Here is a 17508-nt window from a genome sequence, read left to right as displayed (position 1 = left end):
GGCGGGAGGTTTGAGGCGGGGGCTGGGTGGCAAGGCTCGGCGCATGGACGGATCAATGCGTGCTGCCCACATTCTGGTCGCGTCCAACCGCGGCCCGGTGGCGTACAGCGTCGGGGACGACGGTGAGCTGCACAGCAGACGCGGTGGCGGCGGGGTCGTGTCCGGGCTGAGCGCGATCGATTCCGACAGCGGGTCGCTGTGGGTGTGTGCCGCCCTGGGCGAGGGCGACCGGGAGGCGGTGCGGCGCGGTGTCGGCGAGCCCGGCTCGCGGATGATCGCCGTCGATCCCGACGTCTTCCACGCGGCCTACAACGACATCGCCAATTCGGTGCTGTGGTTCGTGCACCACATGCTCTACCAGACCCCGCTCGAACCCGTCTTCGACGAGGAATTCCGCAGCCAGTGGGCGGCCTACGAGACGTACAACGCCGCCTTCGCCGACGCCCTGGCCGAGGAGGCCGCGCAGGGCGCCGCGGTGCTGGTGCAGGACTACCACCTGTCCCTGGTCCCCGCGCTGCTCCGGGAGCGCCGCCCCGACCTGCGGATCGGCCACTTCTCGCACACCCCGTGGGCCCCGCCGGACTACTTCCGGCTGCTCCCCGACGACATCTCGACGGCCCTCCTGGAGGGCATCCTCGGCGCGGACCGTGCGGCCTTCCTGACCTGGCGCTGGGCCGAGGCCTTCGCCGCGTGCTGCGCGGACGTGCTGGGCGCCACCGTGTCGCAGGACGGCCGCGAGGTCACGCACCGCGGGCGTACGACCCGGCTCGGCGTGCACGGCCTGGGCGCCGACGGCGACTTCCTGCGGGAGCGCTCGCGCCGCGACGACGTGGCGGAGCGGATGGCCGCGCTGCGGGCCGAGGCCGGTCCCGGCCGCCGGCTCATCGTGCGGGTGGACCGCACCGAGCTGTCGAAGAACATCGTGCGCGGCCTGTACGCGTACCGCAGGCTGCTGACCGACCGGCCGGGCTGGCGCAGCCGGGTGGTGCATGTGGCGTTCGCCTACCCGTCCCGCCAGGACCTGACCGTCTACCGCGACTACACCGCGGAGGTCGGCCGGGTCGCGGCCGCGATCAACGAGGAGTTCGGCACCGCCGACTGGCAGCCGGTGCTGCTCAAGGTCGACGACGACTTCGCCCGCTCGCTCGCGGCGTACCGCCTCGCGGACGTGGCGCTGGTCAACCCGATCAGGGACGGGATGAACCTGGTCGCCAAGGAGATGCCGGTGGTGTCCGACAACGGCGTCGCCCTGGTGCTGTCCCGCGAGGCGGGCGCCTACGCGGAATTGGGCGACGACGCGATCGTCGTCAACCCGTACGACATCCGCGCCACGGCCGAGGCGCTGAACGCCGCGCTGACCGTGCCGGACGCCGAGCGCGCCGACCGCACCAAGCGCCTCGCGTCGGCGGCCACCGCGCTGCCGCCGACGCAGTGGTTCCTCGACCAGCTCGCCGCGCTGGGCGGGTGACGGTCCGGGCCCCCGGGCTCAGACGGTGCTGATCACGTCGGCCAGCGCGTCCAGCAGCGCCACGACGCCGGCCGGGCCGGGGACGACCAGGTCGGCCTGCGAGGTCAGCTCCTTGGGCGAGTCGGCGCCGCCCGCGCTGGCCACCAGCAGGCCGGGCAGGCCCTGTTCGCGCAGCTCCTGCACCGCGGCGAAGGCCGCGAGGTCGCCGAGGTCGTCGCCGCCGTAGAGCACGCAGCCCGCGTCCACCTCACGCAGATACGCCGCCAGGGCGACGCCCTTGTCCACGCCGGGCGGGCGCAGTTCGAGGACGTAGCGGCCCGGCTCGACCATCAGGCCGTGCTGGGCGGCGAGTTCGGACAGCGGGGCGCGCAGCGCCTCGAACGCGGCGTCCGGGTCCTCGGTGCGGCGGGTGTGGACGGCGACCGCCCGGCCGCCCTTGTCCTCGATCCAGGTGCCCTGCCAGGCGCCGTTGCGGTCCAGGAAGCCGGGCAGTTCCGCGCGGACGGCGGTGACGCCGGGGTGGGCGCCGGCGTTGTGCATCTCGGCGGTGTGCGCGTCCCAGCGCTCGGCGCCGTAGTGGCCGAGGACGACCAGGCGGTCGAGGGCCGCGACTCCGGCGAAGCCGCCGTAGCGCACCGCCACGCCGGCCGGGCGGCCCGTGACGACCGCCACCGCCGCGAGGTGCGGGGCGAGCCGGGCCAGCGCCGGGACCGCGCCCGGGTGGGCGCGGGCCTGCTCGGGGTCGGCCACGATCGGTGCGAGTGTGCCGTCGAAGTCGAGCGCGACGACCGCGCGGTGCGGCTGCGCCAGCAGGGCGGCAAGGCCCTCTTTGCCCTCGGGGGTGGTGGGCGTCGGGATCTCCGCGGAAGCCATGTCTTCGACCTTACCGCCCCCCGTCCCGGCGCTCCCGGCAGTCCCGGGACCTTCTCCCGGCGGTGGGCCTGTCGCGCGGTTCCCGCGTCCCCAGGGGGGTGCTGCTTGCGGCGGCCCGCCGCCTGTCGCGCCGTATGGTTGCGCGCCCGGTTCCCCGCGCCCCTGGCGGGTGCCCTCCGGGCAGAGGGCACCGTCAGCGGCGCTCGCGGCGGGCCGCGCGGGAGGCGCGGAGGCGGTTGATCGTGACCGGGGCGTGCGCCAGGGCGCGGGGGTCGTCCAGGAGCGCGTTGAGCAGCTGGAGATAGGCCGTCGGCGACATTCCCAGCCGCTCCCGTACCGCGCGGTCACGCGCCCCCGTACCGGCCCACGCCCTGGACGCGAAGTCCAGCACCGCCAGGTCCCGCGGGGACAGTTCCTCCTCGGTCACGAAAGGCCTATTTCCCGCCCTGGGCGGCGGCGAACCGCTGCAATGTGCCGAGCACCTGCTTGGGATCACCGTCCACGGCGCCGCCGATCGTCTTCTTGACCTGGTCGCTGACCGGGCCCCAGGACGTCTTGTCGACCGGGTAGAAGACCGCGTCGGGCAGCCGGTCGAGGAACTGCAGCATGTCCTTGTCCTTGGGGTTTCGCTCCATCGCCTGTGAGGCGCTGGTGGTCACCGGCAGCAGACCGTACTGGTCGAGGAACTTCAGCGAATTCTCCGGGCTGTAGACGTACCGCAGGAAGGTGCTGTCCGCGTCGAGGTGGTCGTCCTTCTGCTTGAAGGCCATCATCCAGTCGGCGACCCCGAGTGTGTCATTCGCGGGGCCCTGCTGCCCGGGCAGCGCGACGACCCCGACGTCGATGTGGGCGGCCTTCGCCTGGGCGAGCAGCGTGGGGTGGCCGTTGATCATGCCGGCGTTCCCGGCCAGGAAGTCGGCGAAAACGGTACGGCGGTTGGTCGTCGCCGGGTCGCCGGGGCCGGTGAGGCCCTTCGCGACGAGGTTGTCCTTGAGCCAGGTGAAGGCGGCGACGTTCGCGGTGGAGTCGAAGGTGTAGCCGCCGACGCTGTCGGTGTAGCCGCCGGACCCGCCGAGCATCCACATCAGGGACTCGGCCTGCGCCTCCTCCGTACCGAGCGGCAGCCCGTACGGCACCCTGACGCCGTGCTCCTTGAGCTTGGCCGCGTCGTGCGCGACATCGCTCCAGGTCCTGGGCGCCCGCTTGATGCCGGCGTCCTTGAACAGGCCCTTGTTGTAGAAGAACAGCCGTGAGCTGGACGCCCACGGTATGCCGTACTGCACCCGGTGCACGGAGCCGGCCGAGACCAGCGACGGGATGAAGTCGGCCTGCATGCTGATCGGGAAGATGTCGTCCGCGCTGTAGAGCAGGCCCTTGGCGGCGTAGTCGGCGTAGGAGCCGATCTGGGCGATGTCGGGGGCGTTGCCCGCCTTGACCATGGCGGTGACCTGGTCGTCGACGTGGTCCCAGTCGACGACCTGGACGTCGACCTTGATGTGCGGGTTCTTCTCCTCGAAGGCCTGGACGAGGTCGTTCCAGTACGCCGTGGAGCTGTTGTGCGTCTTCGGGTCGCCGTAGTCCGCGGCGACCATGCGCAGAGTGACGTTTCTGCCGAGCGGCGAATGTCCGCAGCCGCTGAGGCCGGTCGCCGCGAGTACCGAACCGAGTCCGGCCGCCACAAGGCGGACAAATCTTCGTCGCTGCACACTCATGCCGATATACCGCCTTCGAGGAGGGATTGTCCGCGGAAGCGCAGAGTCTTCCCCACAGGTTCGCCCAAGGTCTACACCATCGCCGGAATCCGTTGTCCAGGGGGTGGGGCCACCTTGCCTCGCCCGGCGGCCGGCCGGACCGTACGGGTGGCGGCGGGGTGCGACGGATCTTCCTCGACGAGTGGACTAGACCTTTAGGCAGGTTACCCGCGAGACTGTCCTCCGTGAGACATGTCATCGCCCTTGATGTGGGTGGCACCGGGATGAAGGCCGCCCTGGTCGCAGCCGACGGGACCCTGCTGCACGAGGACCGCAGACCCACCGGCAGGGAGCGCGGCCCGGACGCCGTCGTGACCGCGATCCTGGGCTTCGCCGCCGACCTCCGCGCCCACGGGATACGGGAGTACGGCGAACCGGCCGCCGCCGCGGGCGTCGCCGTGCCCGGCATCGTCGACGACGTCAACGGCATCGCCGCGTACGCCGCCAACCTCGGCTGGAAGGACGTACCGCTGCGGGCGCTGCTGTCGCAGCGGCTCGACGGCGTCCCGGTCGCGCTCGGCCACGACGTGCGCACCGGCGGCCTCGCCGAGGGCCGGATCGGCGCGGGCCGCGGCACCGACCGCTTCCTCTTCCTCGCCCTGGGCACCGGCATCGCGGGCGCCATCGGCATCGACGGGCGGATCGAGGCGGGCGCGCACGGCTGCGCCGGCGAGATCGGGCATGTCGTCGTCCGGCCCGGCGGACCCGAGTGCGGCTGCGGGCAGCGCGGCTGCATGGAGGTGCTGGCCTCGGCCGCCGCCGTCTCCCGCGCCTGGGCCGCGGCCAGCGGCGACCCGGACGCGGACGCGGCGGACTGCGCCCGGGCCGTCGAAGCCGGCGACCCGCGCGCGCTCGACGTCTGGCGGGACGCGATCGACGCGCTGGCGGCGGGCCTGGTCACCGGGATCACCCTGCTCGACCCCCGGGTGCTCATCATCGGCGGCGGTCTCGCGGAAGCCGGCGACACCCTCTTCGGACCGCTGCGGGCGGCGGTCGAAGCACGCGTCACCTTCCAGAAACTCCCCCTCATCGTCCCCGCCGCCCTGGGGGACACCGCTGGATGCCTGGGCGCCGGCCTGCTCGCCTGGGATCTACTCTCCGTGGAGGTATCCGCTTGATGGCCACCGTAACGACAACGCAGCGCACGGTGCTGGCGGGTGCCCGCGTGGTCCTGCCCTCGGGTGTGGTGCAGGGCGGCCGGGTCACGGTCGAGGGCTCGCGGATCGCGGCGGACACCGGGGCGCTGCCCGCGGACGTCGTCCTCGACCTGAGCGCGGGACACACCGTCGTCCCCGGCTTCGTGGACATCCACAACCACGGCGGCGGCGGCGCGTCCTTCACCTCCGGCACCGCCGAGGACGTCCTGACCGCCGCGCGCGCCCACCGCGAGCACGGTACGACCACGCTCGTCGCCTCGACCGTCACCGAGACGATGGACGCGCTGGTCCGGCAGGCCGGGCTGCTCTCGGAGATCGCCGAGCAGGGCGACATCGCCGGCATCCACTACGAGGGCCCCTTCATCTCGCCGTGCCGCAAGGGCGCGCACGACGAGGGCCTGCTGCGCCACCCCGACCCGGCCGACGTGCGCAAGCTCGTCGAAGCGGCGCGCGGCAGCGCCAGGATGGTCACCCTGGCGGCCGAACTGCCCGGCGGCATCGACTCGGTACGGCTGCTCGCCGACCTCGGGGTGATCGCGGCGATCGGCCACACCGACGCCACGTACGAGCAGACGGTGCAGGCCATCGACGCGGGGGCGACGGTCGCCACCCACCTCTTCAACGCGATGCCGCCGCTGGGCCACCGGGCGCCCGGCCCGATCGCGGCGCTGCTGGAGGACGAGCGGGTCACCGTCGAACTCATCAACGACGGGACCCACCTGCACCCGTCCGTGCTCGAACTCGCCTTCGGCACGGCGGGCGCGGGCCGGGTCGCCTTCATCACCGACGCGATGGACGCGGCCGGCTTCGGCGACGGCCTCTACGACCTCGGCCCGCTCAAGGTCGAGGTCCGCGAGGGCGTTGCCCGCCTGGTGGAGGGCGGCTCGATCGCCGGCTCGACCCTGACGATGGACACCGCCTTCAAACGCGCCGTCACCCTCGACGGCCTCTCCCTTCCCGACACGGTCCGCGCCATCTCCACCAACCCGGCCCGCCTGATCGGCCTCGCCGACCGCGTCGGCACCATCGAGCCCGGCAAGGACGCCGACCTCGTCGTCCTGGACGAGGCGTACGACGTGGTGGGCGTGATGCGCAAGGGCGAATGGATCATCCGCCCCTGAGGCCGCGGGCCTTGTTGTGGCGCCCCTCCGCAAGGGGGCGCCCCCCGGGTTGCCCTCCGGCCTGAGGGGCGCCCCGCAGGGGCGCGGGGAACTACCCGGGCGATCCCCCGCCGGCCGGTGGTCCGGAGCGGACAGAAGACCCCCTCCGGGCCGGCGCCGACCGGCGCCCCGGCGGGGGCCGGACCCGCACCTCCCGGGGGCGGAGGCCGGTCGTGGTCTGGGCCGGAGCCCGCCCCTTTGCCATCATCGAGGGGTGATCATCACCCTCTCGATGAACGCGGCGCTGGATGTGACCTACCGGGTCCCGGCGCTGGTGCCGCACACCACGCACCGGGTGTTCGACGTCGCCGAGCGGCCCGGCGGCAAGGGGCTCAACGTCGCCCGCGTGCTGGCCGCGCTCGGGCACCCCGTCACCGTGACCGGCTTCGCCGGCGGCCCCACCGGCGCCGAGGTGCGGCGGCGGCTGGCCGCCGGGCCGTACGCCGGGCGGCTCACCGACGCGCTCGTGCCGATCGCCGGGCAGACCCGCCGCACCGTCGGGGTGGTGGACGCGGGCAGCGGCGACACCACGATGTTCAACGAGCCCGGCCCCACCGTCACACCGGGCGAGTGGGCAACGCTGCTCGGGGTCTACCGCGGCCTGCTGACGGCCGGCGGCGGCGCCGACGCCGTGGCCCTGTGCGGCAGTCTGCCGCCGGGCGTGCCGGTCGGGGCGTACGCCGAGCTGATACGGGAGGCCCGCACGGCCGGCGTCTACGTGCTGCTCGACACCGACGGCCCCGCGCTGCGGCGCGGGCTGGCCGCCAGGCCCGACCTGATCAAGCCGAACTCCGAGGAGCTGACCGGCCTCACCGGTTTCGCCGAGCCCGTCCGGGCCGCGCGGGACGCCCACCGGCGCGGGGCGCGGGCGGTGGCGGCGTCGCTGGGCGCCGACGGGATGCTCGTGGTGTCCGGGGACGGCTGCTGGCGGGCCGCCCCGCCCGCCCGGCTGGCCGGCAACCCCACGGGCGCGGGCGACTCCGCCGTCGCGGGCCTGCTGTCCGGCGTCGCGGAGGGCCTGCCGTGGCCCGCCCGGCTGGCCCGGGCGGTCGCCCTGTCGGCCGCGACCGTCCTGGCGCCGGCGGCCGGCGAGTACGACCCGGCCGCGTACGGCGAGCTGCTGCCGCGCGTCGAGGTCGTGCCCGCTACTTCTTGACCTGGCCCTGCTTCAGCCAGGTCTGGTCCAGGTTGACCGCACCGGTGTCGCCCGGCTGGAAGGACAGCTGGAGGGTGTTGTCGCCCTGCTTGAGGCTGACCCAGGCATAGGTCGTGTTGTTCCAGGCCTTGGACCAGTCGGTGTAGGAGCCGTAGTTCTTCAGCTTGACCGGGGTGGTGCGCAGCTTGCCGTTGACGGCCAGCGAGAGCGTCGCGTCGGGACCGGCGTTGCCGTAGCTGACGAAGAAGGTGTAGTCACCGTCCTCCGGCACCGTCACCGTCCAGGTCGCGCCGGCGCCCGCCTGGCCGAGGTGGTCGACGTACTTGCCGCCCGCGGCGTTCGCGCCCGGCCACTCGGTGCTCAGCGCGGCGCCGCCCGCGAGGGCGAAGGTCGAGGCGTCGACCTTGTCCGACGAGAACGGCGACGTCGTGGCAGACGGTGTTCCCTGCGTGCTGGGCGGCGCACTGCTGACGGGCGCGGAGGTCGGCTTGCTGTCGGTGTCCTTGTCCTTGCCCGAGCTGTTGGTCATGGCGAAGGCGATGCCGATCGCCACCGCGGCCACCACCGCGATGGCCCCGATGAGCAGGCCCTTGCGGTTGGGGGTGTCCCCGCCGCCGCGGCCGGGACCCGCGCCCCGGCGTCCGCCGCCGTCGCCCGGCTGCGCGGGGGCGTGCTGCGGCTGCTGCCGGGTGTACTGCGGCTGGCCGCCGTACGGGGCCTGCCCCTGGCCCTGGCCGCCCTGCCCCTGCTCGTAGCCGTACGGCTGCTGCTGGGGCGGGGGCTGCTGTTGCGGCTGCGGGTAGCCGTAGCCGCCCTGCTGCGGGCTGCGCCGCTCGCCGACCCGCTGCACCTGGTTGTGCGTGTTGCGCGGCGCGGCCGGCTGCTCAGTGCCGTCCTCGGCCCGGTAGAGGTACCCGAACGGGTCGTCGTTCTCCGGCGTGCCGTCGTGTCCGGCCGTCATCCGCTGTCCACTCCCTCGTACTGCTTTACCGCACATCCGCCGCCACCCGCATCGGCGTCCGCGGCACTGTGGTATTCCGGAACCCTACCGGCCCCTGGCGGCACGCCGCCCCAGCCGTACGACGCATCAGCAGGTCAGGAAGGTTCCCGTGTGACAAGCCCCACGCCGCAGTGGCTCTCCTGGCGGACCGCGATGGAGCGCGCGCTGTACGGTCCCGGGGGGTTCTTCCTGCGGGAACGGCCGGCCGGGCATTTCCGCACGTCGGTGCATATCTCCGGGCTGTACGCCGAGGCCGTCGCGGAGCTGCTGTGCCGGGTCGACACCGCCCTCGGCCACCCCGCGGAGGTGGCCTTCACCGACATGGCCGCCGGGGGCGGCGAACTGTGTGCCGGAGTGCTCGACGTGCTTCCGGCCACAGTGGCCGCGCGGGTACGCCCGTACGCCGTCGACCTCGCCCCGCGCCCCTCCGGGCTCGACCCGCGCATCACCTGGGCCGCGACGCCGCCGCAATGTACGCGGGGGCTGCTCTTCGCCAACGAATGGCTCGACAATGTGCCGCTGGCGGTCGCGGAGGCGGACGAGGGCGGCACCGTCCGCTATGTCGAGGTCCGCCCGGGCGACGGGACGGAACGCCCCGGCGCCGAGGTCGACGGCGCCGACGCGGAATGGCTGCGCCGCTGGTGGCCGCTCGAACCCGGGGCCAGGGCCGAGATCGGGCGCCCCAGGGACGAGGCGTGGGCCGCCGCGACCGGCTCCCTGACGGCGGGCCTCGCGGTCGCCGTGGACTATTGCCACGTGCGGGCCGCCCGGCCCCCGTTCGGCACCCTCACCGGCTACCGGGCCGGGCGCCAGGTGCCGCCCGTGCCGGACGGCAGCTGCGACCTCACCGCGCACGTGGCCGCGGATTCCCTGCCGGGCGCCGTGCCCGTACCGCAGCGCACCGCCCTGCACGCCCTGGGCCTGACGGCCGCCCGCCCGCCCCTGGCCCTGGCGACGACCGCGCCGGCCGCGTATGTCCGCGGCCTGGCCGCCGCCGGTGAGGCCGCCGCCCTCACCGCACGCGGCGGCCTGGGCGACTTCACCTGGGCGATGACACCGGTGACGCCCGCTTGCGCCGAGGTGGTCGCGGGGCTGAGCTGAGGCCCGGGGACCGGGCCGGCGGGACCCGGCACGCAGGCACCGGGCCGTCAGCCGCCGGCGGGACCGCTGCCTTGTCAGTGCGGTCCGCTGCCCGGCGGCCCGGGTGACGGCCCTTGGGCGTGCGCCGCCTCGTCGGCGCGGTCCGCACCCCGGCGGCCAGGTGGTGCCTCGTCGGCGCGGTCCGCACCCCGGCGGCCAGGTGGTGCCTCGTCGGTGCGGTCCGCAGCCCGGCGGCCCGGGTGGTGCCTCGTCGGTGCGGTCCGCAGCCCGGCGGGCCAGGTGACGGCGCCTGGCCCGCACGGGCTGCTTCGTCGCTGCACCCGCTGCCTGGCGGCCCAGGCGACGGCCTCGTCCAGCCAGCCCTCGGGGCTGGTCCGCCGGTCCGCGTCGACCTGCGGATTCGCCCGGACGCAGCGGATCGCCGCCGCGGCCCCTACGCGAGGTCGGTGGCCACGCGGTCGGCACCCCAGTGCGAGTGGTGCAGGGTCCATGTGCCGCCCCGCACCACCACGTAGCTGGCTCGCGCTCCCATGGCGGGCGACGCCGGCAGTCAGCGCAGGCCGGCGAGCACCCGCCGCTCGACCTCCGGGTCGAGGCCGAGGACCGGCCGGTCGGAGCGCTGCGGGGGCGGGCCGGTCAGCGACCGGAGCCAGGCCCAGGTGTCGGCGACGGTCTCCTCGACGGCGCGGCAGGTCAGCCCGGCGCCCAGCGCCTTGCTGACGTTCCCGCGGTGCATGGCGTCGTGCATCTCGCCGGGCGGACACCAGACCGGGAGGTCCGTCCACGGTTCGATGCCGGCGGCGATCACGGTCCCGGGGTCGGCCCAGACGAGTTCGGCGGCCCCGCCGGTCTCCTGGACGCAGGCGTCCAGGAACGACCCCATCGTCGCGTGCCCCGAAGGGCTCACGAGGCCGTACGCCCCGCCGAGGCCGGCGGTCAGCGCCTCCAGCGTCCAGTCCGCGAGGTCGCGCACGTCGATGTACTGGAGCGGCAGGTCCCGCGGGCCCGGCGCCAGCACCCGGCCGCCCCGGGCGGTGCGGTTCAGCCACCACGGGAGGCGGCCGACGTCCTCGTACGGGCCGAGGATCAGCCCGGCCCGCAGCAGGAGCGCCGCATCCCCGTACGACTCGGTTACGGCGATCTCGCCGCCCCGCTTGAGCTGGGCGTAGTCCTCACCGCCGCCCGCCACGACCGGGGCGGTCTCGTCGGCGCCCGCGGGGGATGGGTACACGTGGACCGACCGGCTCGATACGTACGCGTAGCGGCCGACGCGGCCGGCCAGGGCGCGGGCCGAGGCCTCCACGACGGCGGGGGCGGCCGACCATGTGTCGACCACCGCGTCCCATTCGCCCGCGGCGAGGCCGCCGAGGTCGCCCTCGCGGTCTCCGATCACCACCGCGGCCACGCCGTCCGGGACCTGGCCGCGGCCGCGGTGGAAGACGGTGACCTCCCAGCCGCGCTTGACCGCGGCCTCTGCCGTGGCCTGGCCGACGAATCCTGTACCGCCCAGCATCAGCAATCGCATTTCCCCACCCTGCCCCGGGGCGGCCCGCGGTGGGCCTCCCGAGGGCCACGCCCTCAGCGAACGCGAAGGCCTGCGGGGCGTGGCCGGTCCTCGACCGCGGGCCCGTCGTGGCTGGCCGCGCAGTTCCCCGCGCCCCTGGGTGAGTGCCACGCGGTGGCCCGTCGCCTGCTGCCCGGTGGGGGCTGGCCGCGGACCGTCGGGTGGAAACGGACAGCCACCGCCCGCCCCCGGCGCGCGCAGCGCAAGGCGTGCCCCCCCGGGGGCGATGAGGCCGGGGCCCGGGGCGCGGGGCACGCCCTGAGAGGATGGGCGCATGACGGAGACCACGATCGGCATCGGCGGCGCAGCCGAAAGCACCGACATGGTGCTGAACATCGGCCCGCAGCACCCCTCCACCCACGGAGTGCTGCGCTTGCGGCTCGTGCTCGACGGGGAGCGGATCCGGACGGCGGAGCCGATCGTCGGGTACATGCACCGCGGCGCCGAGAAGCTGTTCGAGGCGCGGGACTACCGCCAGATCGTGATGCTCGCCAACCGCCACGACTGGCTCTCGGCGTTCTCGAACGAGCTGGGCGTGGTGCTCGCCGTGGAGCGGATGCTCGGCATGGAGGTGCCGGAGCGGGCCGTGTGGACGCGGACCCTGCTCGCCGAGCTGAACCGGGTGCTGAACCACCTGATGTTCCTCGGGTCGTACCCGCTGGAGCTGGGCGGGATCACCCCGATCTTCTACGCGTTCACCGAGCGCGAGGAGTTGCAGCACGTCATGGAGGAGGTCTCCGGCGGGCGGATGCACTACATGTTCAACCGGGTCGGCGGCCTCAAGGAGGACCTGCCGAACGGCTGGACAGGGCGGGCGCGGGCGACGGTCGCGGCGGTGCGGTCCCGGATGGGGCGGATCGACGACCTGGTGCTCGGCAACGAGATCTTCCGCGGCAGGACCCGCGGGGTCGGCGTGCTGTCGCGGCAGGACGTGCACGGCTTCGGGGTGAGCGGCCCGATCGCCCGCGCCTCGGGGGTGGACTTCGACCTGCGCAGGGACGAGCCGTACCTGGCGTACGGGGAGCTGGCGGACACGCTGCGGGTGGTCACCAGGACCGAGGGCGACTGCCTGGCCCGCTTCGAGGTGCTGCTCGAACAGACGCATGTGGCGCTGGACCTGGCCGACGCGTGCCTGGACCGGCTGGCCGGGCTGCCGCCAGGGCCGATCAACCAGCGGCTGCCGAAGGTGCTCAAGGCCCCGGAGGGCCACACCTACGCCTGGACGGAGAATCCGCTCGGCCTCAACGGCTACTACCTGGTGTCGAAGGGCGAGAAGACCCCGTACCGCCTCAAGCTGCGCTCGGCGTCGTACAACAACGTCCAGGCGCTGACCGTGCTGCTGCCCGGCACCCTGGTGGCGGACATGGTGGCGATCCTCGGGTCGATGTTCTTCGTAGTGGGCGACGTCGACAAGTAGGCCGCCCCGCCACCGGCCGCGGGGTTTACGCCTGGGCGCGCAGGCCCGACATGTCGAGCTGCTCGGTCTCGTCGTGGGCCGTGAGGTCGATGACCCCGGCCGGGTCCCCGGCCTGGGCGTGCTGCTCAGGCTCGGTGTCGACGTGGGCGGCCTGGGCGTGCTCCGCCGGGTCGGTGTCGGCCGGGGCGGCGTCGGCGGAGGCCGGCGGCAGGGCCTTCTGCGTACCGAAGAAGTCGAAGCCGCCGATCGCCCGGTGCGCGCCGGATGCGCTCTGCGGGGTGGCCGGCTGGGCGTAGGGCAGGACGGCGGCGGCCACCGCGGGGACGAGGCGGTGCTCACGGACCGGCAGCCCGGCACGCGAGGTGCGCGCGTGGGATTCCGCGGTGTGCCGCCCCTTCGGCTCCTCCTCCGCGGGCGCCGCCGCCTCGCGGCGCCTGGCCTCGTCGACGGTGGCCTGGGCCTGCTGCCTGGCGCCGTTGCGGGACAGGCTGCGCAGCGCCTGCTCGGCCTTGAGGAAGGCGGCGGGGCCGACCGCGGAGGTCCCGGTGGTCAGCGCCAGCTGCTGCGGCACATCGCCGACCCGCAGCTGGCGGTTCTTCTCCAGCGCGCGGGCCCGCTCGGCTTCGGCGGTGGCGTACCGGCGCAGCAGGTCGGCGTGCTCGGTGCGGAGCCTGGCCAGCTCGGAGCGCTTGGCGCGGAGCTTCTTCTCCAGCCGGCCGCGCAGTTCGCGGGACTCGTCGAGGTCGGTCTCCAGCTCGGCGACCCGCTCGTCGGTGCGCCATTCCTCGCGCGTCCTGGCGGCTTCGAGCTCGGCGACCTCGCGTCCGGCGGACCGGTCCCAGGTGCGGGCGAGCGCCGCACCGGCTATCGCGGCCAGGGCGGTCGCGGCGGTGATGGCCCGTATCACGCCCGTATCCGCGGCCATCAGCGAGGCGGCGGCGAGGACCACCGCACAGCCGGCGACGGTCATCGGCGGCAGCATCCGGTGCAGTGGCTGGGAATGGCGGTGACGTCCACGGGGCATGGCCAGAAATTTAGCGTGCGCGGACGGCCCGTGGGGCGGCGGGTCACACTTTTTCTGTCCGATTCCGGTATCTAATGGCGGTCGAATACGGAGGGCATTCGCCATGGCACAGTGCGTCCTGTCTGCGTCATGGCGAATGCCCGGCCGTTACACCGTCAGATCGGTCACAGGCCCTTGGACTTGAGGTAGTCGGCCGCGACATCGGCGGGCTTCTGGCGTTCCGCGTCGACCTTCCTGTTCAGCTCGGTGAGGTCGGCGGTGGTGAGGACCTGGGTGAGCTTGTCCAGGGCGGCGGCGACGCCCGGGGCGCCGGCGTCCTTGGCATTGACCACGGGCAGGAGGTTGTCGGCGTTCTGCAGGTGCTTGTCGTCGGTCAGCAGCACCAGGCCGAACTGGTCGAGGGTGGCGTCGGTGGTGGTGGTCAGCACCAGCTGGTCGGTGCCGTCCTTGACGGCCTGCTTCGACTGGGTGGTGCCGACACCCTTGGGGTCGATCGAGGCGACGTCGATGCCGTAGGTCTTCTTCAACCCGGGCGAGCAGAAGACCCGGTCGGGGCATTCGTCGCCGGCCGCCAATTTGATCTTGAGATGGGCCGCACCAAGATCGGAAAGGGTCTTGAGGTGGTGCTGATCTGCGAAGTCCTTGGTGACCGCAAAAGCATTCTGGTCGACGGCCCGGCCGACCGGCAGCACCTTGAGGCCGCGCGGTTCGGCAAGCTTGGTCAGCGCGGCCACCGTGGCGGTGACATCGCTGGAGGCGACCGGCGCGGCCTTGGCGCCATTGGCCTTGGTGTTCAGGAACTCCGCGAGCGTCGCGGCATATTCCGGCACGACGTCGATCTGGCCCTTCTCCAGCGCCGGTTCATACAGCTCGCGGTTCTCCAGGGTCTTCACCGAGGTGTGATAGCCGGCATTGGCCAGCACCTTGGCGTACAGCTCGGCGAGGACGGCGCTCTCGGTGAAGCCGGCCGAGCCGATCACCAGGTCCTTGTTCTCCCCCGCCGCGGCGGAGCCGCCGGCCGGGGCGGACGAGGAGTCCGAGTCGTTCTTCTTCTCCAGGCTGTCGCCACCGCAGCCGGCCACGCCCGTCAGCAGCAGGGCGGCGGCCAGGGCCGTACCGGCGACGCGTAGACGTCCGTTCATGAGTGTGTCGCTCCAGACAGTGAGGAGATGGATGAGGTGGGGGGGCTTGCGGGGGTCACGGGGGTGCGCCGGCGGCGCATGGGGTCGAGGATCCGCTGGAGGGCCAGCAGGACGCCTTCGACCAGCAGCGCGAGGGCGGCGACCAGCACCGCGCCCGCGACCACCTGGGCGGTGATCTGCCGGTTGAAGCCCGCGGTGATGATCCGTCCCAGGCCGCCGAATCCGGCCAGCGCGGCCAGCGTGGCGGTGGCGATCACCTGGACGGCGGCGCTTCTGACACCGGTCCAGATCAGCGGGAAGGCCAGCGGCAGTTCGATCCTGAACAGCACCTGCGGGCCGGTCATCCCCATGCCGCGGGCGGCCTCCACCACATCGGGGTCGACCTCGCGCATCCCGACATAGGCGTTGGTGATCAGCGGCGGCACCGAGAAAAGCACCAGGGCGATGATCACCGGCCAGTCGCTGTCGGACCCGATGAGCAGCAGCAGGATGGTGAGCACGGCGAAGGTGGGGATCGCCCGGCCGATGTTGGAGATGTTGATGGCCAGGGTGCCGCCGCGGCCGTAGTGGCCGAGGACGAGGGCCAGCGGCAGGGCCGTCACCAGGGCGAAGCCCAGCGAGACCCCGCTGAAGTAGAGGTGTTCCGACAGGCGGTGGACGACACCGTCCTGCCCCGACCAGTTGGTGCCGGTGGTGAGCCAGTCCCAGGCTCCGTTGACGGCGCTCACGGGGTGGCCACCTTTTCCGCGTCGGTCATTCTTCGGGTCCCGCGCTGCTTGCCGCGGCCCTTGTGCCGCCAGGGTGTCAGCAGCCACTGCACGCCGAGCAGCAGCGCGTCGGCCAGCAGGGCGATGACGACGCAGAGCACGGACGCGGCGAGCACCTGTGCCCGGAAGTTGCTGTCGATGCCGGACTTGAGCAGATTGCCCAGGCCGCCGTAGTCGATGATCGCGCCGACCGTGGTGAGCGCTACGGTGGAGACCGTGGCGATCCGCAGTCCGGCCATCAGCGCGGGCAGCGCGAGCGGCAGTTCGACGCCGAACAGCAGCCGCAGCGGCCCGTACCCCATGGCGCGGGCGGCCTCGGTGACGTCGGCGGGGACCGATTCGAGGCCCGCGAGGATGTTGCGGACCAGGATCGTCAGCGAGTACAGCACCAGTCCGGTGACGACCAGCGAGGGTGAGATGCCGAACACCGGCAGCAGCAGCGAGAACATCGCCAGTGACGGCACCGTGTAGAGGATCGTGGTGATCGCGAGCACCGGGCCCGTGGCGAGCCGCCAGCGGCGTGCGATCAGCGCCAGCGGGAAGGCCACGAGCAGGCCGATTGCCACCGAGACGGCGGTGATCCAGAGGTGCTGGAGCGTCGCGTCGGTGAGTTCGTGCCGGTAGTTGCGGAGATATTTCCCGCACACCCAGTCGTTCGCGACCAGGCAGTTCTCGGAAGCCATGGCGGTGAGCTTAGCGCCGCGTGACGACATTCCAGCCATCTCGCCACATTCCTGCAACACTTCTGACATGTCACGCGAGCAGAGTTACGCTGACCGGCCCCGAGTTGAGGACGCATGATCAGATTCGAGAACGTCAGCAAGCGCTACGCCGACGGCACCATCGCCGTGGACGGGCTGTCCTTCGAGGTCGGCGCGGGCGAGCTCGTCACGCTGGTCGGTCCGTCCGGCTGCGGCAAGACCACCACCATGAAGATGGTCAACCGGCTCATCGAGCCCACCAGCGGGCGCATCCTGCTCGACGGCGAGGACATAGCGGCCATGGAGCCGGTGAAGCTGCGCCGCCGTATCGGCTACGTCATCCAGCAGGGCGGGCTCTTCCCGCACAAGTCCGTGCTGGACAACACCGCGGCCGTGCCCGCGCTGCTCGGCTGGAAGAAGGCCGCCGCCAGGTCGCGCGCCGCGGAACTGCTCGACCTGGTCGGCCTGGACCCGGCCACCTTCGGCTCCCGCTACCCCGACCAGCTCTCCGGCGGCCAGCGGCAGCGGGTCGGAGTGGCGCGGGCGCTGGCCGCCGACCCGCCCGTCCTGCTGATGGACGAGCCCTTCGGCGCGGTCGACCCGGTCGTACGGGAGCGGTTGCAGACCGAATTCCTCAACCTCCAGGCCCAGGTCCGCAAGACCGTGCTCTTCGTCACGCACGACATCGAGGAGGCCGTACGCCTCGGCGACCGGATGGCCGTCTACGGCGAGGGCCGCATCGAGCAGTACGACTCCCCCGCGACCGTGCTCGGCGCGCCGGCGACGCCTTATGTCGCCGAATTCGTCGGCGCCGACCGCGGGCTCAAGCGGCTGTCGGTGACCGCGATCAGGCCCGAGGACCTGGAACCGGCGCCCACGGTCCGCCTCGACGAGGACGCCGCCGCGGCCGGCGCTCGGCTGCGCGGGCAGGAGGCGCGCTGGGGCGTCGTCCTCGACGCGGACGGCGCCCTGCACGGCTGGGTCCGGGCGGACGCGCTCACCTCCGACGGGAAGGGCACGGTACGCGAGCACGCCCGCCGCTCGCAGGCGTCGGTGCCGGCGGAGGCCAGCTTGAAGCAGGCGTTCAGCGTAATGCTGCAGCACGACGCGGGCTGGGTCGCCGTCATCGACGGCGACCGCTTCCTCGGAGTGCTCACCCCGGCCCGGCTGCACGAGGCGCTGCGCCGCTCGGTGCGGGACGGCGACGCTGTCGAGTCCGTCGGCTGA

16 protein-coding genes are annotated in these 17508 nt (G+C 73.3%); 7 read left to right on the top strand and 9 right to left on the bottom strand.

The window, feature by feature from the left end:
• The first annotated feature begins 55 nt into the window (after positions 1-55).
• Complete coding sequence (locus V7E46_RS13965) at positions 56-1468, top strand: alpha,alpha-trehalose-phosphate synthase (UDP-forming) (protein ID WP_333768714.1); 1413 nt, start codon at positions 56-58, stop codon at positions 1466-1468.
• A gap of 18 nt (positions 1469-1486) precedes the next feature.
• Here the strand turns inward: V7E46_RS13965 and otsB are convergent, their stop codons facing one another.
• The 3 genes from otsB to V7E46_RS13950 form a co-directional block, all read right to left on the bottom strand.
• A complete protein-coding gene (gene otsB, locus V7E46_RS13960) occupies positions 1487-2341 on the bottom strand; it encodes a trehalose-phosphatase (protein ID WP_333768713.1) in 855 nt (284 codons plus the stop codon).
• Positions 2342-2534: 193 nt separating this feature from the next.
• A complete protein-coding gene (locus V7E46_RS13955) occupies positions 2535-2768 on the bottom strand; it encodes a DUF3263 domain-containing protein (RefSeq protein WP_329178137.1) in 234 nt (77 codons plus the stop codon).
• A gap of 7 nt (positions 2769-2775) precedes the next feature.
• Complete coding sequence (locus V7E46_RS13950) at positions 2776-3933, bottom strand: extracellular solute-binding protein (RefSeq protein WP_333768712.1); 1158 nt, start codon at positions 3931-3933, stop codon at positions 2776-2778.
• Positions 3934-4277: 344 nt separating this feature from the next.
• Between V7E46_RS13950 and V7E46_RS13945 the strand changes: the two genes are divergently transcribed.
• The 3 genes from V7E46_RS13945 (at position 4278) to V7E46_RS13935 (ending at position 7565) form a co-directional block, all read left to right on the top strand.
• Positions 4278-5210: an ROK family protein gene (locus tag V7E46_RS13945; protein ID WP_333768711.1), complete on the top strand. Its 933-nt coding sequence runs from the start codon at positions 4278-4280 to the stop codon at positions 5208-5210.
• Positions 5210-6370 carry an N-acetylglucosamine-6-phosphate deacetylase gene (gene nagA / locus V7E46_RS13940; protein ID WP_333768710.1) on the top strand — a complete coding sequence of 387 codons (1161 nt, stop codon included), beginning with the start codon at positions 5210-5212 and terminating at the stop codon, positions 6368-6370. Before V7E46_RS13945 ends, nagA begins: the two co-directional genes overlap by 1 nt.
• 253 nt (positions 6371-6623) lie before the next feature.
• Entirely contained in the window at positions 6624-7565 is a 942-nt protein-coding gene (locus tag V7E46_RS13935) for a 1-phosphofructokinase family hexose kinase (RefSeq protein ID WP_333768709.1), read from the top strand.
• Here the strand turns inward: V7E46_RS13935 and V7E46_RS13930 are convergent.
• Positions 7555-8526 carry a carbohydrate-binding protein gene (locus tag V7E46_RS13930; RefSeq protein ID WP_333768708.1) on the bottom strand — a complete coding sequence of 324 codons (972 nt, stop codon included), beginning with the start codon at positions 8524-8526 and terminating at the stop codon, positions 7555-7557. The two genes, V7E46_RS13935 and V7E46_RS13930, sit on opposite strands and share 11 nt — an antisense overlap.
• Before the next feature lie 192 nt (positions 8527-8718).
• Between V7E46_RS13930 and V7E46_RS13925 the strand changes: the two genes are divergently transcribed.
• Positions 8719-9666, top strand: a complete 948-nt coding sequence (locus tag V7E46_RS13925; RefSeq protein ID WP_333768715.1) for an SAM-dependent methyltransferase — start codon at positions 8719-8721, stop codon at positions 9664-9666.
• Between the two features lie 550 nt (positions 9667-10216).
• On the opposite strand, the gene V7E46_RS13920 is transcribed toward V7E46_RS13925, so the two are convergent.
• Positions 10217-11191 carry an NAD-dependent epimerase/dehydratase family protein gene (locus tag V7E46_RS13920; protein WP_333768707.1) on the bottom strand — a complete coding sequence of 325 codons (975 nt, stop codon included), beginning with the start codon at positions 11189-11191 and terminating at the stop codon, positions 10217-10219.
• 313 nt (positions 11192-11504) lie between these two features.
• Here V7E46_RS13920 and V7E46_RS13915 point away from each other — a divergent pair, with 313 nt between their 5' ends.
• On the top strand, positions 11505-12647 hold the full coding sequence (locus V7E46_RS13915; protein WP_333768706.1) for an NADH-quinone oxidoreductase subunit D: 1143 nt from the start codon (positions 11505-11507) through the stop codon (positions 12645-12647).
• Positions 12648-12672: 25 nt separating this feature from the next.
• On the opposite strand, the gene V7E46_RS13910 is transcribed toward V7E46_RS13915, so the two are convergent.
• The 4 genes from V7E46_RS13910 to V7E46_RS13895 form a co-directional block, all read right to left on the bottom strand.
• Positions 12673-13671, bottom strand: a complete 999-nt coding sequence (locus V7E46_RS13910) for a hypothetical protein (protein ID WP_333768705.1) — start codon at positions 13669-13671, stop codon at positions 12673-12675.
• Positions 13672-13835: 164 nt separating this feature from the next.
• A complete protein-coding gene (locus V7E46_RS13905) occupies positions 13836-14813 on the bottom strand; it encodes an ABC transporter substrate-binding protein (protein ID WP_333768704.1) in 978 nt (325 codons plus the stop codon).
• A complete protein-coding gene (locus V7E46_RS13900; RefSeq protein ID WP_333768703.1) occupies positions 14810-15541 on the bottom strand; it encodes an ABC transporter permease in 732 nt (243 codons plus the stop codon). The genes V7E46_RS13905 and V7E46_RS13900 overlap by 4 nt, the downstream gene beginning before the upstream one ends.
• Positions 15538-16263 carry an ABC transporter permease gene (locus V7E46_RS13895; RefSeq protein WP_333768702.1) on the bottom strand — a complete coding sequence of 242 codons (726 nt, stop codon included), beginning with the start codon at positions 16261-16263 and terminating at the stop codon, positions 15538-15540. The genes V7E46_RS13900 and V7E46_RS13895 overlap by 4 nt, the downstream gene beginning before the upstream one ends.
• Positions 16264-16377: 114 nt before the next feature.
• On the opposite strand from V7E46_RS13895, the gene V7E46_RS13890 reads away from it, so the two are divergent.
• Complete coding sequence (locus V7E46_RS13890) at positions 16378-17508, top strand: ABC transporter ATP-binding protein (protein WP_333768701.1); 1131 nt, start codon at positions 16378-16380, stop codon at positions 17506-17508.

Origin of the sequence: Streptomyces sp. IBSBF 2435, assembly GCF_036815005.1 — a bacterium.
Classification (GTDB): domain Bacteria; phylum Actinomycetota; class Actinomycetes; order Streptomycetales; family Streptomycetaceae; genus Actinacidiphila.
The sequence above is the reverse complement of the archived record's forward strand: the minus strand, read 5'-3'. Positions and strand labels throughout refer to the sequence as shown.